This window comes from Halomonas zincidurans B6, from assembly GCF_000731955.1.
GTDB lineage: Bacteria > Pseudomonadota > Gammaproteobacteria > Pseudomonadales > Halomonadaceae > Modicisalibacter > Modicisalibacter zincidurans.
Window position 1 is genome coordinate 729960 of sequence record NZ_JNCK01000001.1, and the last position, 23180, is coordinate 753139.

Sequence of the window (23180 nt, forward strand, 5' to 3'; positions counted from 1 at the left end):
GCGCGTCGCTGCGGCAAGGACTAATTTGAAGCTGCTGGTATGATACGTATACAGCCATATGTGCAGTTAAGCACGCGGGTACCACCGATTCCGCTACCAATAAAACAAATCCAACGAATGTAGGAGTACAAGATGAGCGACAAGCCACAACGTCAGTTCAAGCTGCCCCGGCTGATAACCGCCATACTGGTCGCGGGTGGCGTCAGCCTGGCCGGTGCAACCCAGGCCCAGGCCGAAACGCTGAAATTCGCCCACGTGTACGAGACCTCGACGCCCTATCAGAAGTGGGCCCTGTGGGCAGCGGAGCAGATCGAGGAGCGTACAGACGGCCGCTATACCATAGAGGTCTATCCGGCCTCATCGCTGGGCAAGGAAGCGGATATCAACGAGGCACTACAGCTCGGTACCGTGGACCTGATCTACACAGGCAATCAGTTCGCCGGGCGCTTCTACGGTCCTATCGGCATTGCCGGTGCGCCTTACATGTTCCGCGACTTCGATCACTGGCAAGCCTATGCCAATAGCGATCTTTTCAAGGAGATCGCTCAAGGCTACCAGGACGCCACCGGCAATGTGCCGCTGGCGCTGAACTACTACGGCAAACGCCACGTCACTTCCAATAAGCCGATCAACACGCCTGAGGACATGCAGAATCTGAAGATCCGCACGCCCAACGCTCCCATGTACATGCTGTTCCCCGAGGCAGTCGGCGCCAACCCCACCCCTATCGCCTTTTCTGAAGTCTATCTGGCTCTGCAGCAGGGCGTGGTCGACGCGCAAGAGAACCCCCTGCTCACCATCAAAGCCAAGAAATTCTACGAGGTTCAAGACTATATCAACCTCACCGGGCATATCACCGACTCGCTGCTGACCATCGCCGGCGGACCGCTGTGGAACCGCCTGTCGGATGAGGACAAGCAGATCTTCCGCGACGTATACAAGCAAGCCGCCGAAAAGATTACCGATGACGTGCGTCAGTCCGAGGAGGACCTGGTGGCGTGGTTCGAGAATCAGGGCGTGACCGTCAATGAAGTGGATACCAAGCCCTTCCGGGAGGCGGTCCTGCCTTATCTCAATGGCGATGCCGCGACTTGGGACAAGGAAACCTTCGACCGCCTGCAGGCTATCGGCCAGTAATCCTCCTCTTCAATCCTGAATATCGCACCACCCCCAAGTTGGGAGTGGTGCGTGGGACTCTGACATGAACCAAGCAGATCGAGACGAGGCGCCCGCCTTCAACTTGCTCGAGGAAGATTCCTTCAACGCGAGGGACCATGGCCTGGAGGACTACCTGACGTTAGGAATATTCTGGTTATTGGCGCTGGATGTCTTTGCCCAATTCTTTAGCCGCTATGTGCTCGGAAACTCCATCGCCTGGACAGAGGAAATGGCGCGCTACCTCTTGGTAATGGTGGGCTTCATGGGCGGTGCCATGACAGTGCGCAAGGGCTCCCAGATCGCCGTCGAGTTCTTCTATCGTTACATGCCGTGCTGGATGGCACGTACGGCTTCGACGCTGGTGGATCTGGCCAACATCGCCTTCTTTGCCGCCATGACCTGGCTCACCTTCAAGCTGGCCAACCTGACCACGGCGCTGATGGCCTCCGTGGATATCCCCAAGAGCTATCTCTATTACATCGTGATGCTGGGGTTCGTGCTGATGCTGATGCGCGCCGTTCAGATAGCTATCCGCCACTGGCAAAGCGGTACCAGCGAGTTGCTGGATTCACAGTGATAACGTCGACCGAGAGAGCCTGTCCATGTCCAATACCCTGGCCCTGAGGAGGCGCGGTGCCCTGGTGTCACCGGTGATCGCGGTGATTGCCATCCTCGGCTGCATCGCCCTGGCACTGACCGAGCAGTATTTGCTTTTTCTCTTCGCCACGCTTTTCACCCTGCTGGTACTTGGCGTGCCGATAGCCGTCTGCCTGGGGGGAGCCAGTCTGCTCTATGTGGCGTTGAGCGGGAGTGTGCCCGAGGTGGTGGTCGCTCAGCGCATGATCAGCGGTATCGATAGCTTTCCGCTACTGGCCATACCCTTCTTTATTCTCGCCGGCAATCTGATGAATAACGGCGGCATCACCAACCGTATTTTCGACTTTGCCAAGGCGCTGATGGGCTGGATGCGTGGCGGCCTGGGTCACGTCAACGTCGGTGCCAGCATCGTCTTCTCCGGCATGTCGGGTGCCGCCGTGGCCGATGCCGGCGGTCTGGGCACCATCGAGATCAAGGCAATGCGCGATGCCGGTTACGATCAGGAATTTGCGGTGGGCATCACAGCGGCGTCATCGACCATTGGTCCCATCATTCCGCCCAGTCTGCCGATGGTGATCTATGGTGTCATGGCTTCGGTATCGGTGGGCCAGTTGTTCGTGGCCGGCTTGATCCCCGGGCTGCTGATGGGCCTTGCGCTGATGCTGATGATATTCTTCCTGGCAAGGCGGCGTGGCTATCAGCGTGACGCGGCTTTCTCGTGGTCGGTGCTATGGCAGACTTTCAAGCGCGCCATACCGTCGCTGTTTACCCCGATAATCATCGTCGGCGGCATCATGACGGGTGTCTTTACTCCCACTGAAGCTGCGATCGCCGCCGTGGTTTATGCGCTCTTTCTGGGTGGCGTGGTGTATCGCATCCTGACCTGGCGGCGCTTGTTCCAGGTCAGTATGGAAACCATCGAAACGACCGCGGTGATCTTGCTGATCGTCGCCGGCGCCTCCATCTTTGCCTGGATCCTGACCAGCAATCAGGTTGCTCAGCAAGTGGTTGGCCTGCTCGGTCCCCTTGCCGATAACCCTGTGGCCACCCTGATCATTATCAATGTCGTGCTGCTCATCGTCGGCTGCTTCATGGAAACCATTGCCGCCATTACTATCCTGGTGCCGGTGCTGCTGCCGCTGGCGGTGGCGTCCGGTGTCGACCCGGTCCACTTCGGGGTGATCATGATCCTTAACCTGATGATCGGCCTGCTGACGCCGCCTGTCGGCATGGTGCTCTACGTGCTGTCGAGAGTCTCGAACATTCCTTTCGAACGCTGCATGCGCGGCACGCTGCCGTTTCTCGTGCCGCTGATCGTTGCGCTGCTGATGGTGACCTTCATTCCGGCGCTGTCCATGTGGCTGCCCGAACTGATCTATCGCTGAGGAACTCGGATCCCATGTCAGAAGACATTGTGGCGCGTATTGCCGTTAGCGAACTGGAAGATTTCATGCAGCGCGTGCTGTTGCGCTGTGAAATCGACGAGGCTTCGACGGAGGCCGTCACCCGTGCCTTGGTGACGGCGTCGCGCATGGGTACCGACAGCCATGGGCTGCGCCTGTTGCCGCATTACGTACAGGCGGTGAAAGGGGGGCGGGTCAAGAGACGGCCGACGCTGACGTTCACACGTCGCCTGGCGGCCACGGGCTACCTGGACGCCGATGACGGCTTCGGCCATTTGGCCGGTTACCGGGCCATCGAGCATGCCATCGAACTGGCCGAGACGGCAGGCATCGGTGCGGTAGCCGTAGGCAACTCATCGCACTTCGGCGCCGCCGGCTGCTATGCGCTGGCCGCGGCGCGGCGCGGCTACATCGGCCTGTCGCTGTGCAATGCCGATGCCCTGGTCAGCCTGCATCAGGGCCAGACGCCCTTTCATGGCACCAACCCCATCGCCTTTGCGGCACCGGTCCCGGACAGCCTGCCCTACCTGCTCGACATGGCGACCAGCTCGATCCCGTGGAACCGGGTCAAGCAGTACCGGGCCATCGGCCGGACGCTACCCCCCAATGTGGTGGTCGACGCTCATGGCGAATTGACCACCGATGCGCAACGGGCCGCGTCGCTATTGCCGTTGGGCGGTGCCGACTTCGGCTTCAAGGGTGCCGGGCTGGCCGGCATGGTGGACGTCCTCAGCGCCACGCTGACCGGCATGATTCACGGCTTTCGCATGCTGCCGATGACCGGCGAGGACATGTCGACACCACGTGGCGTAGGGCATTTCTTTCTGGTCATGCACCCTGGCGCGTTCAGTGATCGGGCGACATACGAACGTTCCATGCGGGCGTATCTCGAGGATCTGCGTGCCCAGCCCGCGCTGGCAGGCCGGCAAGTGTTGGCCCCGGGGGATCGCGAATGGCGCTGTCAGGCTCGGCGCGATGCCGAAGGCATTCCCCTTGATTCGGCCAATCTGGCTGCGTACCGCCAACTGGCGGAAACGCTCGAGTTGCCATCGCCGATGCTGGTATAGGCCGCATGCAGTACCATTGGGCAGCAGATGCGTTTGGCGAGGAGTCGTAACGAATGACGAGATACAAGGTGGAGCGCAAGACGCTCTCCGAACAGGTGGCCGAGCAACTCGAGAAAGACATTCTCGAAGGGCGTTTCAAGGAAGGCGACCAGTTGCCCGCCGAACGCGCGCTGATGGAGCAATTCGGCGTCGGTCGCCCGGCGGTTCGCGAAGCGTTGTTCTACCTGCAGCGCCTCGGGCTGATCGCCATCAACAGCGGTACCCGCGCGCGCGTCATCCGGCCCACCGCCGAAGCCGTGATGGCGCGTCTGTCGGGCGTGACCCGGCAACTGCTCTCCAAGTCGGAAGGGCAGCAATACTTTCAGGAAGCTCGGGCCATGTTCGAGATTTCGCTGGCCCGCTATGCCGCCGCGCATGCATCTCGCGAAGACCTTGACAATCTGCAGCGGGCGGTGGCGGAAAATCGCGAGTCGCTGGGCGACGAGGCACGCTTCAAGCGCAGCGACAACGATTTCCACGGTGTATTGGCATCCATCGCCCGCAACCCGATCTTCAACGCCGTGCACGATGCCTTGTCGGAGTGGCTCGATGACCGGCGTGCCCAGGTATTGCAGCGCGACGGCGAGGATCATGCCGCCTTGCAGGCCCATACTGAAATTGTCCAAGCCATTGCTTCCGGCGACCCGGATGCCGCCGAAACGGCAATGCGGCGTCACCTCGACCGCCACTACGGAACCTATCGCCAGCTCAAGGAGAGATTGTCCGATTCAGGATAGGAATAGACAATCACAATCAAAAGAAAGGACGAATCGACCGTCCTCTCTTCGTTGGCATCACAGCGACACGCCCCGTTTCCACGGGATGAAGTCGTATTGCCCCAGCTGTACCGCCTTGGGTCGGTAGCGTCCCGAGGCGGTATCGATGCATAGCTGCAGCAATTCATCGGCCAGCTCGGCGATCTGCGCCTCGCCGCGGATGATCGGGCCGGCATCGAAGTCGATGATGTCAGGCAGACGCTGGGCCATCTCGCTGTTGCTGGAGACCTTCAGCACCGGCGCGATGGGGTTGCCGGTCGGCGTGCCGAGGCCGGTCGTGAAAATCACCAGATTGGCGCCGGAGCCGACCAGGGCCGTAGTGGATTCCACGTCGTTGCCCGGCGTGCACAGCAGGTTGAGCCCCTTGCGTACGGCGGGCTCGGTGTAGTCGAGCACGTCGACCACCAGGCTGTCGCCGCCTTTCTTGGCGGCCCCGGCAGACTTCATCGCGTCGGTGATCAGGCCGTCGCGAATGTTGCCCGGTGAGGGGTTCATGGAGAAATGCGCGCCGACGGCGGCGGCATGCGCCTGGTAGGCATCCATCAGCGAGCGGAAACGCCCGGCGATCTGGTCATCGCGGCAGCGCGAAATCAGCTCATGCTCGACGCCGCACAGCTCGGGAAACTCGCTAAGGATGCCGCTGCCGCCCAAGGTGACCAGGCGATCGATGACGGCGCCGACCGTCGGATTGGCGGACAGCCCCGAAAAGCCGTCGGAACCGCCGCACTCGACGCCGATGGTGAGCTCCGCCAGCGACGCTGGCTGGCGCGTGATCCGGTTGGCTTCCTTCAGGCCATCGAAGATGGTGGTCAGCGCCTCGCGGATCAGGGTGTCCTCGCTGCGCGAGGCCTGCTGTTCGAAGTAATGTACCGGACGCAGCCCCTCGGGATCGCGCTCGGCCATGGCCTGCTTGAGCATATCGATCTGTGCCTTCTGGCAGCCCAGACTGAGCACGGTCGCACCGGCCACGTTGGGATGACAGATGTAGCCGGCCAGCAGCTGGCACAGTGCCAGGGCGTCGTCGTCGGTACCCCCGCAGCCCAGGGTGTGGGTCAAAAAGCGTACGCCGTCGACGTTGGGAAACAGGCGCTCGTCGGGTGACTGGTCAGCAGGCGATCCGCTCGCCTGGCCATGCAGCATCTCGCGGGCCATGCGCTTGTAATTGCGATAGGGATCCTCGCCGAGCGCGTCGGCGACGCACTGGCGCAGCACCTCGATATTGCGGTTTTCGCAGAACACCAGCGGCACCACGACCCAGACGTTGGCCGTGCCGACCCGACCGTCGGGACGCTGATAGCCGTCGAAGGTGACACCCAGGAAGCGGCTGACATCCGGTGCGTTCCAATGCGCTCGGCGCGCCTGGGCATGGTCGCTGTCGGTGCTGTGCTCGAGGTTGCCGGTGGTGATCGCCCCGCCTTCGGCGATGGGTTGGGTGACCCGGCCGACGGTGACGCCGTACATGATCACCAGATCGCCCACAGCCAGTGGTCGCAGGGCGAACTTGTGCTTGTGGCGAATGGCCTCGGTCAGGCGCACGCTACGGCCGTTGTCCTCGATCTCGATCCCGGCGGGCAAGTCCTTGAGGGCGACATGAACGTTGTCGGCGGCATGCACGCGCAGGCTGGGCCGCTGGAAGGTATCGCTGGCGATGGTCTGGCTCATGCTGGCTCCTATCGGCTTGCCCGGGGCGAAGGGACAGGCCGGCTCTGGTTCAGTCGTCGGCGACGACGCGCTGGCACTGCTCGCCCAGACCGTCGATGCCCAGGCGCATCTGCTGGCCCGGCTTGAGATAGACGGGCGGTTGTTGACCCATGCCCACCCCGGGAGGCGTGCCGGTGGAAATCACGTCTCCCGGCTGCAGGCTCATGAAGCGGCTCAGGTAACTAATCAGAAACGGCACCTGATAGACCATGGTGCGCGTAGTGCCATGCTGATAGCGCTTGCCGTCGACCTCGAGCCACATACTCAAATCATGCGGATCGGCAATCTCGTCAGGGGTCACCAGCCATGGGCCCAATGGGCCGAAGGTATCGCAGCCCTTGCCCTTGTCCCAACTGCCGCAGCGCTCGAGCTGAAATTCGCGCTCCGAGACGTCGTTGACCACGCAGTATCCGGCGACATGGCTCATGGCGTCGACCTCATCGATGTAGCGACCGGCCTTGCCGATCACCACGCCGAGTTCGACCTCCCAGTCGGTCTTCTGCGAGCCGCGCGGAATCTTCACATTGTCGTTGGGGCCGCAGATGGCGCTGGTCCACTTGTTGAAGATCACCGGCTCGCTGGGCACTGCGGCACCCGTTTCCGCCGCATGGTCGGAGTAGTTGAGGCCGATGCAGATGAATTTGCCGACCTGGCCGACGCAGGGGCCGATGCGGGTATCGGCGCCGATCACGGGAAGGCTGTCGGTCGGCAGCGCCGCCAGATCGTGCAGTCGCGCGGGCGCCAGCACGTCGCTGGCGAGGTCGTCGATCTGCCCGGACAGGTCGCGAAGGGTACCGTCCTCGGCGAGCAGGGCGGGTTTTTCCTGGCCCGAAGGGCCGACGCGCAGCAGTTTCATGCGTTGGGATTCCTTGTGGTCGAGTGAATGTCCAGCAGGGTCAGGCCAGCCAGCCGCCATCGATGACCGAAAAGGTACCGGTGGTATAGGCCGACTCGTCCACGGCGAGATAGGTGGCCAGTGCCGCGATTTCCTCGGGCGTGCCCAGCCGTCCCATCGGCTGGCGTGCGACGAACTCGCCATAGACCTCGTCCTGGGTGCGTCCCTGGCGGCTGGCCTGGTCGGCGATGCGTTCCATCAGCGATGGTGAGGCGACCGTGCCCGGGCAGATCGCGTTGCAGCGTACCCCCTGGCTCAGATAATCCGCCGCCACCGACTTGGTCAATCCGAGCACGGCGGCCTTGCTCGTGCCATAGGCGAAGCGATTGGGCACGCCCTTGAGGCTTGATGCCACTGACGCCATGTTGATGATGCTGCCCCCGCCCTGGTCGAGCATGCCGGGCAGGAACGCACGGATCATGCGGTACATGGCCGTCACGTTGAGTGCCAGGGAGAATTCCCAGTCGGCCTCGTCGCACTCTAGCAGCGAGCCGCTGGCGACATGGCCAGCAACATTGAAGAGCACGTCCACGGCCGGCAGCTCCTCGGCCAGGGCCTGAATGGCAGCAGTGTCGCGCACATCCAGGTGGCGTATCTCGATGCCGGGCAATGCGGCGAGGGATTCAAGCTTGTCGGTGTCGATATCGGTGGCGATGACGCGGGCGCCTTCGGTGGCGAAGCGCAGAGCCGTGGCATGGCCAATGCCTTGGCCGGCCGCGGTGACCAATGCCGTCTTGTCTCGAAGTCGCATGGTGGCCTCATCATGGTATCGTTATTGTATGACAGGATAATAGCATGACTATTCTTCGAGTATGATCCACCCGCTAGCGATTTGCCACTTGCTGATGGCATGCGAGGAATCGCTTTCGTCTAACTGAAATAGCGCCCATGTGGCCAAGGGGAGCAACGGCCAATCGTCTCCGTCTCTCAGGCGTGGCGTGGCAAGATGCGCCCTGCGTTCATGATTTCGCCGGGGTCGATGAGTCGTTTGATGCCCTCTAGAAGCTCGTGCTCCACGAGCGACAGACCGGCTAGATAGGGCGCCTGCTTGACGCGCCCGATGCCATGTTCGGCACTGATGCTGCCGTGATGGGTATCAACAAGCTCGAACAGCACTTCCTCCAATTCATGCAGCAGGGCCTTCTTTGCCTCGAGGCCGAGTGTTGCAGGTGGCAAGAGGTTGAAATGCAAATTGCCATCGCCGATATGGCCATACATGAGGACCTGTGTCTCCGGCGAGCGTTGCAGCATGGCTTGATGGGCCGCTTCGCAGAACGCCGTCAGAGCGGAAATCGGCAGCGAGATATCGGTACGCAAATGCTCACCGCGCATCTGCTGGCCTTCCAGCATGCTTTCGCGAATCTGCCATAGCTGCGCCGCCTGTGTCTCGCTGCTGGCGAGCACGCCATCCAGCACGTGACCCTTTTCCGCGCCGGTCTCGAAGAGATGCTCGATCATGGCATCTATATCTACGGGACCACTGGCCGAGACTTCCAGCAGCACATAGATGGGATGGGCATCGCCAAGCGGGTCGGGCAAGTCCGGCGCCGCTTCGAATGCCAGCTCCATGCATACGCGGGGAATCAACTCGAATGCCGAGAGCAGGTCGCAGCAACTGCGCCGTGCCTGAGCGTACAGCGCCAGCACCGAGCCGATATCCGGCACGGCGATCAGCGCGGTGCGGCTCGTCTGCGGGCGCGGTACGAGCTTGAGCATGGCCCCCGTGACAATGCCCAGCGTGCCTTCGGCACCGATGAACAACTGCTTGAGATCGTAGCCGCGATTGTCCTTGTGCAGGGCCTGCATACCGTTCCAGATCCGGCCATCGGGCAGTACCACCTCCAGGCCCAGTACCAGCTGGCGCATCATCCCGTAGCGCAGCACGTTGAGGCCGCCGGCATTGGTGGAGACGTTGCCGCCGATCTGACAGCTACCCTGTGCGCCGAGAGCGAGCGGGAAATAGCAGTCGGTCTCTTCGGCGGCATCCTTGACGTTCTGCAGGATGCAGCCGCTATCGACGCTCATGCTGAAATTAATGGGATCGATAGCGCGAATCTTGTTCAGTCGCTCGAGACTGATCAGCAGCTCGCGGTGTTCAGGGTCGGGTTGCGCACCGCCGACAAGGCCGGAATGGCCGCCCTGCGCCACCATGGGAATCTGGTGGCGATGACAGAATGTGACGATCTCGGCGACCTGTTCGGTGGTGCTGGGGCGGGCAACCATCCAGGGGTCGCCGCGCTTGTCGCCGGCCCAGTCGTTGGTATAACGAGGAAACTCCGAGGGGGCGTCGATAACCCCGCCGTTGCCGAGCAAGTCGCTGAGAAAGCAATGCAGTTCCGCCGTGGCGATGGGCATGTGATTTCTTGCTCCACTGTCATGTCGTTTATGCAGCGCGTTATTGGTACCAAGTCACTTGTTCCAAAATGCTATTTGTACCAGAGCACTATGCCGGGAAAGGCCAGAAACGCGATGAGCAACGCAATCAACGTGAAGTAGTAGGGAAGCAGGCTCTTGACCAGGTCTTCCAGGCTGACCCTGCCGACCCCGCATCCTACGTAAAGCACAGTGCCCACCGGTGGTGTGATGAGGCCGATGCCCAGGATGAACGACATCATCACCCCGAAGTAGACCGGATCGATGCCGAGTTTGACCACTACGGGCGTCATCAAGGGCGCCAGGATGACCATCGCCGGGGTCAGGTCCATGAAGAAGCCTACAACCAGTAGAAACAGCATCAATACGCTGAGGATGGCGTACTTGTTCTGGGAAAACTCCGAGAGCATGACGACGATCTGCTGAGGAATCAGGTTGGCAGTCAGCAACCAAGCCAGCACGCTGGCAAATGCCAGCAGCAGCAGGACCACCCCGGTCAAGCGGCCCGTGGAAACGCATAATGCGAAGAAACCCTTGAGCGTCAGGCTGCGGTAAATGAACATTGACACGCCAACAGCATAGAGTAGCGCGATGGCGGCGCTTTCAGTGGGTGTGAAGACGCCGCTGAGAATACCCCCGACGATGATGAACGGCAGCAGCAACGCGAGCACCGAGTCCTTGAGTGCGGCGACGAGTTCCTTGAAGTCGAACGGCTGCGCGGCGCCGGTCTTCTTGGACTGGAAGTACGTCGCCAGGGCCAGGCCCATGGTGATCAGAATACCCGGCACGATACCGGCCATGAAGAGCTGCGAAATCGAGGTGCCGGTCACCACTCCGAACAGTATCATCGGAATTGATGGGGGAATGATGATGCCCACCACCGAGGCGGCGACGACGATGGCGGTGGCGCGTGGTCCCGAATAGCCGTGTTGCTTCATCGGGTTGATCATCATGCTGCCTACCGCCGAGGCATCCGCTACGGCGGAACCGCTGATGCCGCCGAAGAACATTGACGTCAATACGGTGACTTGGCCCAGGCCGCCGGCGATGAAGCCCACCATGGCGCTGGCCAGGCGTACCAGGCGCTTGGCGATGCCGCCCGAACTCATCACCTCGCCGACGAGGATGAACAAGGGAATGGCCAGCAAGGGAAAGGAATCCAGCCCGTTGACGGCCTGCGAGACGAGGGTGGTCAGTCCATAATCGGCGACATAAAAGATGAAAAGGCTGATCGCGGCCAAGCCAAACGAGATTGGCATGCCGATCACGATGCAGGCGAGCAGCCCCAAGAGTATGCTCCATAGGATCATGCCGCACCTCGTTTGAAGACGTTATAGAGAAAAAGGCTGTTGCCGATGACGGTAAGCACCGCCATGACCACCATCGCGCTATAGAGCACTGTCTGGGGTATGGCCAGGAACGGGGTCGAGCTTACGTAGCCCGAAAGGATGTCGTCGAAGCCGACGAAGATACTGATACACACCGCGTAGATGATCGTCGCCGATAGCAATGCAAAGATTTTACGCAGGGCAGATGGCGCCTTGTCCTTGAACAGGGTTACGGCGACGTGTTCGTTGGTCAGGCTGGCGATGCCAGCGCCTAGCAGCACCATCCAGATAAAGAGCAATCGTGATATTTCCGCCGCCCAGGCAAAGGAGTAGTTGAATACGAAGCGGCCAATGACATTCATCGACACAGTGATGACCACGCCAATGACGAGGAGTCCAATAATGACGTCCAACCCACTTATCAACTTATTCAAGTAATCATTACCCGAACGTGACTTCATGAAGCCTCCAGAGGGGAGCTGACGAATGATGCTGAAATGGGGAAGGGCGTTGCCACCCTTCCCCGTAGGCTTGTGGTATTGGCTTGGGGCGACTTATTGCTGCGCTTGCGCCTGCTGTACTTTGGTGCGAATTTGGTCGATCAATTCGCCGCCAATCTCGTCGCGCCAGTTTTTATAGACCGGCTCCAGCTTGTTCTGGAAGACCTTGATCTGCTCGTCGGTAAGTTCGGTGATCTGCATGCCTGAATCCTTCAGGTCCTGTTTTATCTGATCGTTCAGCGTACGGCTGACGTCACGCTGGTAGTTGCCCATCTTGGTCGCCGCGTCGCGCAGCAATTGCTGATATTCTTCCGGCAGGCGGTCCCAGAAACGCTTGGACACCAGGGTGATAAATGGTGTGTATACGTGGTTGGTTTCAGTGGCGTAGTCTTGCACTTCATTAAACTTCGAAGACTTGATAGTGATCCAGGGGTTTTCCTGGCCGTCGACGACCCCTTGCTCAAGCGCCGTGAACAACTCCGCGAAGGACATCGGCGTCGGATTGGCACCCAGTGTCCGCCAGATATCCATATGAAGTTCATTCTGCATGGTGCGGATTTTGAGCCCTTCGAGATCGTCAGGGCTGTCGACGGGGCGCTGGCTATTGGTCAATTGGCGGTAGCCGTTCTCGCCCCAGCCGATGGCGACCAAGCCCTTCGATGAAGCGTCTTCGAGCATTTGCTGGCCGATTTCGCCATCGAGCACGGCATCCGCCATCTCCGGCTTCGGAAACAAGAAGGGTAAATCGAAGACCGCGAACTTCGGGAACATGTTCACCAGCGGTGACGTAGACGGCATGGTCATTTCCAGGGTGCCGGCTTGAAGGGCGCTGGTAGCTTGAAGATCGTCGCCTAGCTGCGCGCCGGGGAAGAGCTCGACCTGGATGTCGCCGCCGCTGCGTTGCTCGACGATTTTCTCGAAATACTCGAGGCCGCGGTATTGTGCGCCCGATTTCGTGGTGCCGATGCTGAACTTGATATTGAAATTGCCTTCGGCCTCGACCTTGTCGCCGGTGACTTCCGGTAACGGCGGCATCTCGGTCGCCGCGGAGGCGCCTAGCGCGGTGAGTCCGATAAACGCGCCGCCAACGATGGAAACAAAGCGAGTCGTTGTGGTTATTGTCATCCTGTCCTCCTGGAACTGATGGTTAGTGCTGGTACATGGGTCATGAATGACACCAATATCATCATGACCTAACGATAAAAAATTCCTGTTTCCTGTTTCCTGGGCAAGCTGCCAACAGCATGTCTGCTTTGGGCTACCTGAATGTTGAACATACACCCAGATGTCCCCGGTGTGACTTGACCATTAGTCGTAGTCGGCCAATTGATTGAGCTCCTGTGATGAAGTCCAGGCCTCACCGTCGGGATAACAATGATGCGAAAGGGACTTCTCATGCATGGTGATGCTGTATCCCGGCGCCTCGGTTACCCGGTAGCGCCCATGCTGGATGCGCACCGGATCGACGAAATGCTCGTGGAGGTGATCGACGTATTCGAGAATGCGTCCTTCCAGCGAGCCGGACACGGCGATGTAGTCGAATAGCGAAATGTGCTGGGTGTACTCGCACAGGCCCACGCCACCCCCATGCGGACATATCGGGACGTCATACTTGGCGGCCAGGAGCATGACTACGATCACTTCGTTGAGCCCGCCGAGACGCGCGGCATCGAGCTGGCAATAGTCGATGGCGCCGGCTTGCAGCAGTTGCTTGAACATCACCCGGTTATGGCAATGCTCGCCGGTGGCGACCCCGATAGGGGCCAGGCGGCGGCGGATTTCGGCGTGACCGAGGATGTCGTCGGGGCTGGTGGGTTCCTCGATCCACAGCGGGTCGAACTCGGCCAGATCACGCATGTTGGCGACGGCTTCGTCGACTTCCCACATCTGGTTGGCGTCCATCATCAGTGCTCGATCCCAGCCGATCTCCTCGCGCAGGATGCGCGCACGCTGACGGTCTTCCTCGAGATTGCCGCCGACCTTCTGCTTGAAGTGCGTCCAGCCCTCGGCCAGCGCCTCGCGCGCCAGGCGGCGCATCTTGTCCTCGGAGTAGCCTAACCAACCGGCGGAGGTGGTGTAAGCGGGATAGCCCTCGGCGCGCATGTGGGCCTCGCGTTCTGCCTTGCCGGCCTCGCGGCGCTTGAGCAGGGCGATGGCCTCCTGCGGCGTAAGGGCATCGGTGACGAAGCGAAAGTCCAGGCAGCGGACCAGCTGCTCCGGGGTCATGTCGACCAACAGCTTCCATACCGGCTTGCCTTCACGCTTCGCCCACAGGTCCCACACGGCATTGACGATGGCGGCGGCGGCCAGGTGCATCACGCCCTTCTCCGGCCCCAGCCAGCGCAGCTGGCTGTCGCCGCTGGTGAGGTCGCGCCAGAACGCTCCCATCTCGGCGGTGATGGCCTCGAGATCGCGCCCCACGATACGCGAGGCCAGGGCCTCGACGGCCATGACGCAGACATCGTTGCCGCGGCCGATGGTGAACGTCAGGCCGTGTCCCTGATGGGCGTCGTGGGTGTCGGTAGTGAGCGTGACATAGGTCGCCGAATAGTCCGGCGCCTCGTTCATGGCATCCGAGCCATCGAGCTGTCGCGAGGTGGGAAAGCGGACGTCTCTGGCTTCTAGATGGATGATCTGGGTCATTGCAGGCGTTACCTGGCTGTTAGGAAAAGTGTTAGCCACCATGGGTTTGGCGAGCACGCCTCGTTTAGGCTAGGCTTGTCGTTCAATAACGGCCAATTGAAGTTTTTGTGCTACCGATTACCTTGGGTTATCGTTTAGGCTGTACCATTGCCGGCGCAAAATCTCATGCCCCCGGATACGTCGATCCAACTGACCGGTTGGTTAAGGTTCAAGCATCTCGTGCTACTGACCACCTTGGCAGACAGTCGCAACATGCATGTAACGGCGCGCCGGATGCATCTCAGCCAGCCGGCGGCCAGCAAGATACTCAAGGATCTCGAAGGCTTCTTCGGCTTTGCAATATTCGTGCGCCAACCGCGAGCCATGATCCTGACGGAGCTGGGAGCGCATGTCGTACGTCATGCTCGCATTATGCTCAACGAGGCGGATCGGCTGGTCAGTGATATCAATGATCTACGCGAGGGGGGGTACGGGCAGTTGCTGATCGGTGCGATTGTCGCAGCGGCGCCGGAAATCCTGCCGGCGGCGATTGCGCGACTCAAGCGCCAGAGACCCCGGCTGTCGATTAGCCTGCAAGAGCAGACCAGCGATCGTTTATTGACCGAACTCGAATACAAGCGGCTCGATCTGGTGATCGGCCGCCTGACCCATGTCGACCAGCATAATCAGTTCGACTTCGAGCCCTTGCGTGACGAGCCGCTGCGTGTCGTGGTTCGTCAAGGTCACCCGCTGGCGACAGGCCATGGCATGCCGGATATTGAAAACCTCAGTCGCTGGCCGTGGATCCTGCATCCAATGACCAGCCCGATGCGCGGTGTGTTCGAGGCGGCGCTGGCGGCGGAGGGCATCGCCTCGCCCAGTGATATCGTCGAAACCACGTCCATCCAGGCCACCCTGCAGCTCCTGCTGAATTCCGACATGCTGGCGGTACTGCCGCATTCGATACTGCGGCGACCGCTGGAAAGTGGCCAATATGTGCTGCTCGAGCGCATCATCGGCAAACCTCTCGACTATTACGGGATCATTACTCGGCGTGACGAACCGCTGTCGACGGCAGCGCAGGCGTTGATCGAGCACTTGCGGGAGTTGACCGAGCAACCTCTTGATGAGAACGGACGTTAGTACGCCGCCAATCGCAGTAAAAGGAGGCTTATAGAACGACGGGACGGCCGAAGCCATCCCGTCGGGTCATGCATCACTCGCGCCGCTCAGCCTTCGCGCCTTCCGTCGTAAAGCCGCTTGAGGCCCAGCGGATTGGCCTCCTTGAGCGCTTCGGGACGCAGCGCGTCGGGCAGATTCTGATAGCACACCGGACGCAGGAAGCGATAGATCGCCGCGGTGCCCACCGAAGTGCTGCGCACGTCCGAGGTGGCCGGGAACGGCCCGCCGTGGACCATCGCGTGGCTGACCTCGACGCCGGTCGGCCAGCCGTTGACCAGGATGCGCCCGGCCTTGTGCTCGAGCGTCGGCAGCAGCGCGCGGGCCGCGTCGTGATCGGCGTCGTCCATCTGCAGCGTGATGGTCAACTGGCCTTCGAGACGGTCGGCGACCCGCTTGACCTCGGCGGCATCCTGACATTCGATCACCAGCGAGGTGGAGCCGAACACCTCTTCCTGCAGTGCCTCATCATTGAGGAAGGCCTCGGCCGAGGTGACGTACAGCCCGGCCTGGCACTGGTTGGGCGTCTCGCCGACCTGGCCGCGGGCGATTTCACGCACCTGGTCGTGGCTGGCCAGCCGCGCCACGCCCTGCTGGTAGGCGTCATAAATGCCCGGGGTGAGCATGGTCTGCGCGGCACTTTCCTTGAGCGCCGCGCCGGCGGTGGCGACGAAGGCGTCCAGCGCCGCGCCCTGCTCGGCGATCACCAGCCCGGGGTTGGTGCAGAACTGCCCGGCGCCCAGGTTGAGCGAGGCGACGAAGCCCTTGGCCATCTCCTCGCCGCGGGCCTCGAGCGCCGCCGGCAGCGGGAACACCGGGTTGATCGAGCTCATCTCGGCGTAGAAGGGGATCGGCTCGGCACGGTTCTGGGCGACCTTGAGCAGCGCCAGGCCGCCGCTGCGCGAGCCGGTGAAGCCGCCGGCCTTGATCCGCGGATCGGCGACCAGCGCGGTGCCCACTTCGCGCCCGGAGCCGAACAGCAGCGAGAACACCCCCTCCGGCAGGTTGCATTGGGCGATTGCGCGCTGGATCGCCCGGCCCACCAGTTCCGAGGTGCCGGGATGGGCGGAGTGCGCCTTGACGATCACCGGGCAGCCCGCGGCTAAGCTTGATGCGGTATCGCCGCCGGCCACCGAGAACGCCAGCGGGAAGTTCGAGGCGCCGAATAGGCGGCCGCCTCCCAGCGCGATGTGGCGCTGACGCAGGTCGACCCGCGGCATCGGCTGACGCTCGGGCAGCGCCGGGTCGACGCGCACGTCGAGCCACTCGCCGGCGCGCACCACCTGGGCGAACAGCCTCAATTGGCCGCAGGTACGCCCGCGCTCGCCCTCGATGCGCCCCCGGGGCAGGCCGGATTCGGCCACCGCGCGCTGGATCAGCGTGTCGCCGAGCGCCTCGATCTCGGAGGCTACCGTCTCGAGGAACGTCGCGCGTTCCTCCAGCGAGGTCTCGCGGTAGCGGTCGAAGGCCGCCCAGGCGAGGCCGCAGGCGCGATCGACGTCGTGGGCGGTGCCGCCGGCATAGGCCGGCTCCAGGCGTTGATTGGTGCTCGGGTCGATGGCCTGAATCGGCTCGCTGGCCCCAGCGACGGCCTGCTGGCCGATGAGTAGTTTGCCTTCCAAGGTCATGACTTCCTCCTGAGAATGATGCTGCAGCGTGTCGTATCGACGATACGAGTCTGGCTATGAAGAACTATGAATCAGAGCGCGTTGACGGTGGTGGCGCCGTCGTCGGCGACGAACGTCAGCGAATTGCGTAGCGGGCGACCCAGCGCCGGCAGCTCGATTTCGAAGCGATCGCCCTCCTGGGTGCGGACGTTCTCGGCGAAGCTCAAGGTGGCCGTGCCGAAGAAGTGGACGTGGACATCGCCGGGGCGCCGGAACCCCGGATACTTGAAATGGTGGTATTCGAGATTGGCCAGGCTATGCGCCATGTTGGCCTCGCCGGTGAGAAACGGCTTTTCCCAGAGTGTCTTGCCATCGCGCACGATGCGGCTGGTGCCCTCGAGGTGCTCGGGCAGCTCGCCGATCAGCAGCTCCGGGCCGAAACTGCAGGCGCGCAGCTTCGAGTGGGCCAGCCACAGATAGTTATGGCGCTCGGTGACGTGATCGGAGAACTCGTTGCCGATTGCGTAACCCACCCGCCACGGCTGGCCGTCGTCGCCGATCACGTACAGTCCGGCGAGTTCGGGCTCCTCACCGGCATCCTCGGCGAAGGCCGGTACCGACAGCGCTGCTTCGGGATCGACGACGATGCCGCCGTCGCCCTTGTAGAACCATTCCGGCTGGGCGCCGATCTCGCCGACGGCGGGCTTGCCGCCTTCGACGCCCATCTTGAACATGCGCATCGAGTCGGTCAGCGCTTCCTTGGCGGCCTGGGCCTGATCCGATATCTGGGCGTGCATCGCCGAGCGGGTATCGGCACTGCCCAGGTGGGTCAGGCCGGTGCCGCTGATCAAGCAATGGGCCGGATCGGGGTGGCTGAGCGGCGTGCGCAGGCGGCCTTCGGCAATCAGTTTGGCATAGTCCAGCCGCGTATCGGTCAGCGCGGCCTCGGCAGCCGCGCTCAGCGTTTGCCCTTCGCGAATGGCGTGCTGTGCCAGGCCGTAGGTGCCGTATTCGGCGTCCAGCAGGCGAACTTGCCGCTCATCCTCGACCAGCGCGACGCGCAACCGGCTTTGGTGTTCGCATTGTATCAGTCGCATAAATGGCTCCCTTGAGCAGTGTAGCGGGTTGATCGTCATACCAGCCACATCGCCAGGTTGGACCACGATAGCAGGACCGGCAGCATGCACAGCTGGTTGGCGATGAACGGCAGCAGCGACACGACGACGTCCTTGAGGCTGATCTCCGACGACGCCACGCCCTTCAGGTTGAACGTGGCCGGGCCCAACGGCGGCGACAAGGTTCGTGCCACCACACGGACCGATCAGTCCCGGCGGCTGTTATTACCGCCGGGTCAGATAGTCGAGCAGGGCGCCGCTGCCGAACCGCCAGGGGCGAATCCGATCGCAGCGCTCGACGGGATTGATCAGCGCGCCGAGTTGGTGCGCGGCGATGGTGACGCGATCACCGATCCTGTGAGTGAAGCCGCTGCCCGGCTTGCCACGGTCCTGGGTCGGTGCGAACAGCGTGCCCAGAAACAGCAGGAAGCCGTCGGGGTACTGGTGGTGGGCGCCAATCGTCTGCTCGACCAGATCGAGCGGGTCGCGGCTGATCTGCGCCATCGAACTGATCGCCTCGAGGCGATAGTCGTCGCCGCCTTCGACCTCGAGATGCACCTCCATGCGGCGCACGTCGTCGATGCCGAACGCCTCGTCGAACAGCCGCACGAAGGGACCGATGGCGCAGGAAGCGTTGTTGTCCTTGGCCTTGCCCAGCAGCAGCGCCGAGCGGCCCTCGACATCGCGCAGATTGACGTCGTTGCCGAGCGCCGCACCGCGCACCCGGCCGCGAGAGTCCACCGCCAGCACCACTTCGGGCTCGGGATTGTTCCAGGCCGAGGCTGGATGGATGCCCACCTGGCTGCCGAAGCCCACCGAGGACATCGGCTGGGCCTTGGTGAAGACTTCGGCATCGGGACCGATGCCGACCTCGAGGTATTGCGACCAGACGCCCAGGTCGATCAGCCGGCGCTTGAGGGTGGCGGCGTCTTCGGAGCCCGGTTCGAGACGCGACAGGTCGTCGCCGATCAGCTCCTCGATGGTTTCGCGGATCGATGCCGCCAGGCTGGCGTCGCCGCGGGCTTGCTCCTCGATCACCCGCTCGAGCATCGAACTGGCGAACGTTACCCCACAGGCCTTGATCGCCTGCAGATCGCAGGGTGCCATCAGGTACTGGCGATCAGGATCGCCCTGGGCGTCGAGCGAGTTCGTCAGGCATCCGTCCACGCTAACCAGCGGGGCGTCGGCGGCCGCCTCAATACACGCCGTCAGGTCGTCGCGCTCGAGCAGCGTGCTGAGCGTCGGCGCCAGAGCGCTGATGTCGTGCAGCCAGCCGCTACGCACCGTGACCAGACGCGGGCCTTGGCTTTCGGGGTCCCAGAGCCGGCCGAGCAGTCGGTTGTCGGGCATATCCCGAGGCAGCAGTGCGTGGGTGTGCATGGTCTATGAGCCTATTCAGTCAAATGTTGTTGTCTTCGATCAGTGTGGTCTTCGATCAAGGCGGCCTTAAATGTTGAACATAGAGTATATATGTTCAACATATACTTTCGTAGGGCGTGACTCGAATTGCTCTTACAGACTTGGCGAGTTCGCTCCGTCGACCGACGAGTTGCGTCGGCTTGCCAGCCTCGGTTTGGCGCCATGCGCAAGCGTGGCGACTCAGGCCAGGGGCAGGGCCTGCGAACGATCAAGTTGTACCAGCCGATGATCGGCCGCCTTCAGGGCCAGTTGGATAGCGCCCATGCAGGTCATGTCGTGGTCCCAACTGTAAGTGGTGAGGCGCGTCTGGCCGATCAGTTCCTCGACCAGCGCATCATTCAGTGCCTGGTCGAGGCTGGGCTTGAGCTGGTCATAGGCGCGCACGCCCGAGCCGGTGATCAGTACCTGGTCGGGATTGAACAACGCCAGCACGTTGGCGATGCCGGTGCCCAGCACCTGCCCCGCCTTGGCGAATATCTGCCGGGCGATCGGGTTGTCGTTCTCGGCGAGCCGCACCAGCGCCTGCATCTGTTCTTCCGAGGGATGGGCGCTATCGCCGGCGGGCAGCGTCAACAGCGTGTGGGCGTCCCGATAGAGCGCGTAGTCGCTGACATAGGCCTCGATACAGCCGCGCTTGCCGCAGGCGCAGAGCGCACCGTTGGATTCATACTTGGTATGCCCGAACTCCGCCGACGAACCGTGGGCGCCGAGATAGGGCTTGCCATCGATCATGATCGCCATGCCCACGCCATAGCCGAGCATGATCACCGCCAGGTTGGGGATGGTCATGTAGTCGGGGTGGCTGGTAATCGCTGCAGAGATGCAGTTGGCGTCGTTATCCAGTTGAACCGGGCAGGCGAAGCGGGCCCGGAGCGGAGAGACGACATCGACATTGCGCAGGGCGAAGGCCGGCGACCAGACGATGCTGCCGCGTATCGGGGATACGATTCCCTGTACGGCCAGACAGATACTGGCGACCGGGCCTGAGGTGGCCGCCAGGCGTTGGCTCAGGCCGTCGATGTGCTGGATCAGCAACTCGATCAGCGCCTCGGCCGTCAAGCTCAGCGTATCGATCGCCTGGGTATCGCTGTAGTGCAGATCGCCGCAGAAGTTGCCTACCGTTAAGCGCACTTCATTGATCGACAGCTTGATGGTGATGACGCAGGCCACGTTAGGATCCAGGGCTATCAGCGTCTTGGGGCGGCCGCGATGGCCGAGGTTCTGGGTGGACAGTGGACGCTCGACGACGACGCCCCGTTCGAGCAGTTCCCCGCTGATCGAGGTCACCGTCGCCGAGCTCAACTGGTTGGCGGCTGCCAGATCGACACGCGCCATGGCGCCATGGGCGCGCAGCGAACGGATCAGTGCCAAGGTGTTGTCGGTGCGTATCGAGTCGGTGACCGGGGCGACCATGAAGAGACCTCTAATTAATTCATGTTGCTAATTATATAGCGCCAAAAGATTTAAGGAAAAATGCCAATCGAACGGGGGTAATCCAATAAACGATTCATTTGGGCCGATTTTTTGCTCGTCTGCACATCCCAATCCTTGCTTTTTCGCCTTTTGTCGAAGCGACTAAAGTGCCATGTGGCTGTATTTAATTCATGTGCTAAATTAAATCTCACTCGAAGCCAGCCACATCGTGCGCTTGGTTGCTGTAGGGGCGTCAAGCGTGGCTAGTCTTTCAGCCCCTAAAACAGCGAAACAAAGCGAAGAAAACAGGAGCCGATATGACCCACCCTTCAGCGCGGTACCCCAGCCTCGAACAGCGCGTGGTGTTCATTACCGGTGGCGGCAGCGGTATCGGCGCCGCCCTGACACGTGCCTTTCATCGCCAGGGCGCCCGGGTGGTGTTCGTCGATATCGCCAGGGAGGCGAGCGAGGCGCTGGTCGAGGAACTCGAGCGGGAAACCGGCCGTGCCCCGTGTTTCGAGTTCTGCGATATCCGCGATGTCGAAGCCCTGCAGTCCACCATCGTTCGGGTCGGCGAGACGCTGGGTCCCATCCGCGTGCTGATCAACAACGCCGCCAACGATGACCGCCACGATTGGCGCGATGTCGACGTGGCCTACTGGGACGAGCGGATGTCGCTCAACCTGCGACCGATGTTCTTCACCATTCAGGCCGTGGCCGAGCAGATGCGCGAGGCGGGCGGCGGTTCGATCATCAACTTCGGCTCGGTCAGCGTGCGCCTGGCGCTCGGCGACATGGCCGCCTATGTCAGCGCCAAGGCCGCGGTGCACGGGTTGACGCGCAGCCTGGCCCGCGACCTGGGCCCGCATGGCATTCGCGTCAACACTCTGGTGCCCGGCAGCGTCATGACCGAGCGCCAGCTCGATAAATGGATCAGTCCCGAGGACGAGGCCAACATCCAGGCCCACCAATGCCTGAAGGTACGCCTGGAAGCCGAGCATATCGCACCAACGGCGCTGTTTCTCGCCGCCGACGATAGCGCCCAGATCAGCGCCCAGGAGATCCCGGTCGATGGAGGCTGGGGGTGAGCGCGCCCGCCGTCGCCGTCGCGCTCGACATGAGCCTGGGCGAGAGCCCCGTGTGGGACGCGGCGAACGAGTCCCTGCATTGGGTGGATATCAACCGCGGACTGGTTTACGGCTGGCGGCCCGGGAGTGACGCCGCACCGTATAGTGTCGCGCTGGGCGAGCCGCTGGGCTGCCTGGCGTTGGGCGACGCGGGGCTGATCGTCGCCGCGCGCTCGGGGATCTACCGGCTGGACCCTGGCAGCGGCGAAAAGACGCGGATCGTCGCCAACCCCGAATGGCTCGATGGAGCCGGCAATCGCTTCAACGATGGCCGCTGCGATCCGCTCGGGCGATTCTGGGTGGGCACGATCGACGCCACCGAAGCGGCGCCGAGTGCCAGCCTGTATCGCCTGGACGGCGAACGCCTCACCTCGGTGAAGGGCGCGCTGGCCATCTCCAACGGCCTGGCATTCAGTCCCGACGGCCGCTTCGCCTACCACAGCGACTCGCCAACCCGCCAAGTTTGGCGTTACGCCTTCGATGCCGAACGCGGCACGCTCGAGGCGGGTGAGCCATGGATCGATCTGGCGGATCACGACCTGCCCGGGGTGCCGGACGGCGCCGCGGTCGACAGCCGGGGCGACTACTGGTGCGCGCTCTACGGGGGCGGGCGGATCGCCAGGTTCGATCGCCATGGCGCTTTCCTGGAAAGCCATGCCTTGCCTTGCCCGCACCCCACCATGGTGGCTTTCGGAGGGACCGACCGCAGGACGCTTTACATCACCACGGCCACGCAGCATCTAAGCGACGCCGAAAAACGGCAATGGCCGTCGGCGGGCAGCTTGTTCGCCATGCCCGCGCCCAACCCCGGGTTGATCGAACCGCGCGTCACGCGCTGAACGACCGCCCTTGTCACGCTCC

The 23180-nt window shown here is 62.2% G+C and carries 21 protein-coding genes; 8 read left to right on the forward strand and 13 right to left on the reverse strand.

Features of this window, described 5'->3' with window-relative positions:
* Positions 1 to 132: 132 nt before the first annotated feature.
* The 5 genes from HALZIN_RS0103495 (at position 133) to nanR (ending at position 5001) form a co-directional block, all read left to right on the forward strand.
* Positions 133 to 1137, forward strand: a complete 1005-nt coding sequence (locus HALZIN_RS0103495; protein WP_031382861.1) for a sialic acid TRAP transporter substrate-binding protein SiaP — start codon at positions 133 to 135, stop codon at positions 1135 to 1137.
* 64 nt (positions 1138 to 1201) lie between these two features.
* The gene (locus tag HALZIN_RS0103500; RefSeq protein ID WP_031382862.1) at positions 1202 to 1735 is read left to right on the forward strand and encodes a TRAP transporter small permease; all 534 of its coding nucleotides are present in this window, start codon (positions 1202 to 1204) and stop codon (positions 1733 to 1735) included.
* A gap of 25 nt (positions 1736 to 1760) precedes the next feature.
* A complete protein-coding gene (locus HALZIN_RS0103505; RefSeq protein WP_031382863.1) occupies positions 1761 to 3140 on the forward strand; it encodes a TRAP transporter large permease in 1380 nt (459 codons plus the stop codon).
* A gap of 14 nt (positions 3141 to 3154) precedes the next feature.
* The gene (locus HALZIN_RS0103510) at positions 3155 to 4225 is read left to right on the forward strand and encodes an Ldh family oxidoreductase (RefSeq protein ID WP_031382864.1); all 1071 of its coding nucleotides are present in this window, start codon (positions 3155 to 3157) and stop codon (positions 4223 to 4225) included.
* A gap of 53 nt (positions 4226 to 4278) precedes the next feature.
* Positions 4279 to 5001 (forward strand): transcriptional regulator NanR, encoded by a 723-nt coding sequence (nanR, locus tag HALZIN_RS0103515; RefSeq protein ID WP_031382865.1) that lies wholly within the window; start codon positions 4279 to 4281, stop codon positions 4999 to 5001.
* A gap of 57 nt (positions 5002 to 5058) precedes the next feature.
* Here the strand turns inward: nanR and HALZIN_RS0103520 are convergent, their stop codons facing one another.
* From HALZIN_RS0103520 to HALZIN_RS0103555, 8 genes are all read right to left on the reverse strand, one after another.
* Positions 5059 to 6702: a UxaA family hydrolase gene (locus tag HALZIN_RS0103520; RefSeq protein WP_031382866.1), complete on the reverse strand. Its 1644-nt coding sequence runs from the start codon at positions 6700 to 6702 to the stop codon at positions 5059 to 5061.
* 49 nt (positions 6703 to 6751) lie between these two features.
* Positions 6752 to 7597: a fumarylacetoacetate hydrolase family protein gene (locus HALZIN_RS0103525; protein WP_031382867.1), complete on the reverse strand. Its 846-nt coding sequence runs from the start codon at positions 7595 to 7597 to the stop codon at positions 6752 to 6754.
* Positions 7598 to 7637: 40 nt separating this feature from the next.
* Positions 7638 to 8387 (reverse strand): SDR family oxidoreductase, encoded by a 750-nt coding sequence (locus tag HALZIN_RS0103530; RefSeq protein WP_031382868.1) that lies wholly within the window; start codon positions 8385 to 8387, stop codon positions 7638 to 7640.
* 176 nt (positions 8388 to 8563) lie between these two features.
* Positions 8564 to 9991, reverse strand: coding sequence for an FAD-binding oxidoreductase (locus HALZIN_RS0103535; RefSeq protein ID WP_031382869.1), 1428 nt, complete (start codon positions 9989 to 9991; stop codon positions 8564 to 8566).
* A 71-nt stretch (positions 9992 to 10062) separates the two neighbouring features.
* Positions 10063 to 11319: a TRAP transporter large permease gene (locus HALZIN_RS0103540; RefSeq protein ID WP_031382870.1), complete on the reverse strand. Its 1257-nt coding sequence runs from the start codon at positions 11317 to 11319 to the stop codon at positions 10063 to 10065.
* Entirely contained in the window at positions 11316 to 11798 is a 483-nt protein-coding gene (locus HALZIN_RS0103545) for a TRAP transporter small permease (RefSeq protein WP_031382871.1), read from the reverse strand. The genes HALZIN_RS0103540 and HALZIN_RS0103545 overlap by 4 nt, the downstream gene beginning before the upstream one ends.
* A gap of 93 nt (positions 11799 to 11891) precedes the next feature.
* The gene (locus tag HALZIN_RS0103550; protein ID WP_031382872.1) at positions 11892 to 12962 is read right to left on the reverse strand and encodes a TRAP transporter substrate-binding protein; all 1071 of its coding nucleotides are present in this window, start codon (positions 12960 to 12962) and stop codon (positions 11892 to 11894) included.
* Positions 12963 to 13145: 183 nt separating this feature from the next.
* Positions 13146 to 14480, reverse strand: a complete 1335-nt coding sequence (locus HALZIN_RS0103555) for an L-fuconate dehydratase (protein ID WP_035575129.1) — start codon at positions 14478 to 14480, stop codon at positions 13146 to 13148.
* 147 nt (positions 14481 to 14627) lie between these two features.
* Between HALZIN_RS0103555 and HALZIN_RS0103560 the strand changes: the two genes are divergently transcribed.
* Complete coding sequence (locus HALZIN_RS0103560) at positions 14628 to 15602, forward strand: LysR substrate-binding domain-containing protein (protein ID WP_231664250.1); 975 nt, start codon at positions 14628 to 14630, stop codon at positions 15600 to 15602.
* Between the two features lie 86 nt (positions 15603 to 15688).
* Here the strand turns inward: HALZIN_RS0103560 and HALZIN_RS0103565 are convergent, their stop codons facing one another.
* The 5 genes from HALZIN_RS0103565 to HALZIN_RS0103585 all read right to left on the reverse strand — a co-directional run bounded on the left by HALZIN_RS0103565 (position 15689) and on the right by HALZIN_RS0103585 (position 21192).
* The gene (locus HALZIN_RS0103565; protein ID WP_031382875.1) at positions 15689 to 17266 is read right to left on the reverse strand and encodes an aldehyde dehydrogenase (NADP(+)); all 1578 of its coding nucleotides are present in this window, start codon (positions 17264 to 17266) and stop codon (positions 15689 to 15691) included.
* 71 nt (positions 17267 to 17337) lie between these two features.
* Entirely contained in the window at positions 17338 to 18342 is a 1005-nt protein-coding gene (gene araD1, locus HALZIN_RS0103570; RefSeq protein WP_031382876.1) for an AraD1 family protein, read from the reverse strand.
* Positions 18343 to 18377: 35 nt separating this feature from the next.
* Positions 18378 to 18554, reverse strand: coding sequence for a hypothetical protein (locus HALZIN_RS17795; RefSeq protein ID WP_201448171.1), 177 nt, complete (start codon positions 18552 to 18554; stop codon positions 18378 to 18380).
* 31 nt (positions 18555 to 18585) lie between these two features.
* Positions 18586 to 19740 (reverse strand): fumarylacetoacetate hydrolase family protein, encoded by a 1155-nt coding sequence (locus HALZIN_RS0103580; protein ID WP_031382877.1) that lies wholly within the window; start codon positions 19738 to 19740, stop codon positions 18586 to 18588.
* 219 nt (positions 19741 to 19959) lie between these two features.
* Positions 19960 to 21192, reverse strand: a complete 1233-nt coding sequence (locus tag HALZIN_RS0103585; protein ID WP_031382878.1) for an ROK family protein — start codon at positions 21190 to 21192, stop codon at positions 19960 to 19962.
* A gap of 317 nt (positions 21193 to 21509) precedes the next feature.
* Between HALZIN_RS0103585 and HALZIN_RS0103590 the strand changes: the two genes are divergently transcribed.
* Both HALZIN_RS0103590 and HALZIN_RS0103595 read left to right on the forward strand, forming a co-directional pair.
* Positions 21510 to 22280 (forward strand): SDR family NAD(P)-dependent oxidoreductase, encoded by a 771-nt coding sequence (locus tag HALZIN_RS0103590; protein ID WP_031382879.1) that lies wholly within the window; start codon positions 21510 to 21512, stop codon positions 22278 to 22280.
* Entirely contained in the window at positions 22277 to 23158 is an 882-nt protein-coding gene (locus HALZIN_RS0103595; RefSeq protein ID WP_031382880.1) for an SMP-30/gluconolactonase/LRE family protein, read from the forward strand. Before HALZIN_RS0103590 ends, HALZIN_RS0103595 begins: the two co-directional genes overlap by 4 nt.
* The last annotated feature ends 22 nt before the right edge of the window (positions 23159 to 23180 follow it).

What these genes read in the sequence shown, in the direction of transcription:
- HALZIN_RS0103525 (WP_031382867.1), bottom strand. Translation starts at nt 7,597, where the DNA reads ATGAAACTGCTGCGCGTCGGCCCTTCGGGCCAGGAAAAACCCGCCCTG.
- HALZIN_RS0103495 (WP_031382861.1), top strand. Translation starts at nt 133, where the DNA reads ATGAGCGACAAGCCACAACGTCAGTTCAAGCTGCCCCGGCTGATAACC.
- HALZIN_RS0103505 (WP_031382863.1), top strand. Translation starts at nt 1,761, where the DNA reads ATGTCCAATACCCTGGCCCTGAGGAGGCGCGGTGCCCTGGTGTCACCG.
- HALZIN_RS0103500 (WP_031382862.1), top strand. Translation starts at nt 1,202, where the DNA reads ATGAACCAAGCAGATCGAGACGAGGCGCCCGCCTTCAACTTGCTCGAG.
- HALZIN_RS0103565 (WP_031382875.1), bottom strand. Translation starts at nt 17,266, where the DNA reads ATGACCTTGGAAGGCAAACTACTCATCGGCCAGCAGGCCGTCGCTGGG.
- araD1 (WP_031382876.1), bottom strand. Translation starts at nt 18,342, where the DNA reads ATGCGACTGATACAATGCGAACACCAAAGCCGGTTGCGCGTCGCGCTG.
- nanR (WP_031382865.1), top strand. Translation starts at nt 4,279, where the DNA reads ATGACGAGATACAAGGTGGAGCGCAAGACGCTCTCCGAACAGGTGGCC.
- HALZIN_RS0103530 (WP_031382868.1), bottom strand. Translation starts at nt 8,387, where the DNA reads ATGCGACTTCGAGACAAGACGGCATTGGTCACCGCGGCCGGCCAAGGC.
- HALZIN_RS0103555 (WP_035575129.1), bottom strand. Translation starts at nt 14,480, where the DNA reads ATGACCCAGATCATCCATCTAGAAGCCAGAGACGTCCGCTTTCCCACC.
- HALZIN_RS0103535 (WP_031382869.1), bottom strand. Translation starts at nt 9,991, where the DNA reads ATGCCCATCGCCACGGCGGAACTGCATTGCTTTCTCAGCGACTTGCTC.
- HALZIN_RS0103550 (WP_031382872.1), bottom strand. Translation starts at nt 12,962, where the DNA reads ATGACAATAACCACAACGACTCGCTTTGTTTCCATCGTTGGCGGCGCG.
- HALZIN_RS0103510 (WP_031382864.1), top strand. Translation starts at nt 3,155, where the DNA reads ATGTCAGAAGACATTGTGGCGCGTATTGCCGTTAGCGAACTGGAAGAT.
- HALZIN_RS0103520 (WP_031382866.1), bottom strand. Translation starts at nt 6,702, where the DNA reads ATGAGCCAGACCATCGCCAGCGATACCTTCCAGCGGCCCAGCCTGCGC.
- HALZIN_RS0103545 (WP_031382871.1), bottom strand. Translation starts at nt 11,798, where the DNA reads ATGAAGTCACGTTCGGGTAATGATTACTTGAATAAGTTGATAAGTGGG.
- HALZIN_RS0103585 (WP_031382878.1), bottom strand. Translation starts at nt 21,192, where the DNA reads ATGGTCGCCCCGGTCACCGACTCGATACGCACCGACAACACCTTGGCA.
- HALZIN_RS0103540 (WP_031382870.1), bottom strand. Translation starts at nt 11,319, where the DNA reads ATGATCCTATGGAGCATACTCTTGGGGCTGCTCGCCTGCATCGTGATC.
- HALZIN_RS0103580 (WP_031382877.1), bottom strand. Translation starts at nt 19,740, where the DNA reads ATGCACACCCACGCACTGCTGCCTCGGGATATGCCCGACAACCGACTG.
- HALZIN_RS0103590 (WP_031382879.1), top strand. Translation starts at nt 21,510, where the DNA reads ATGACCCACCCTTCAGCGCGGTACCCCAGCCTCGAACAGCGCGTGGTG.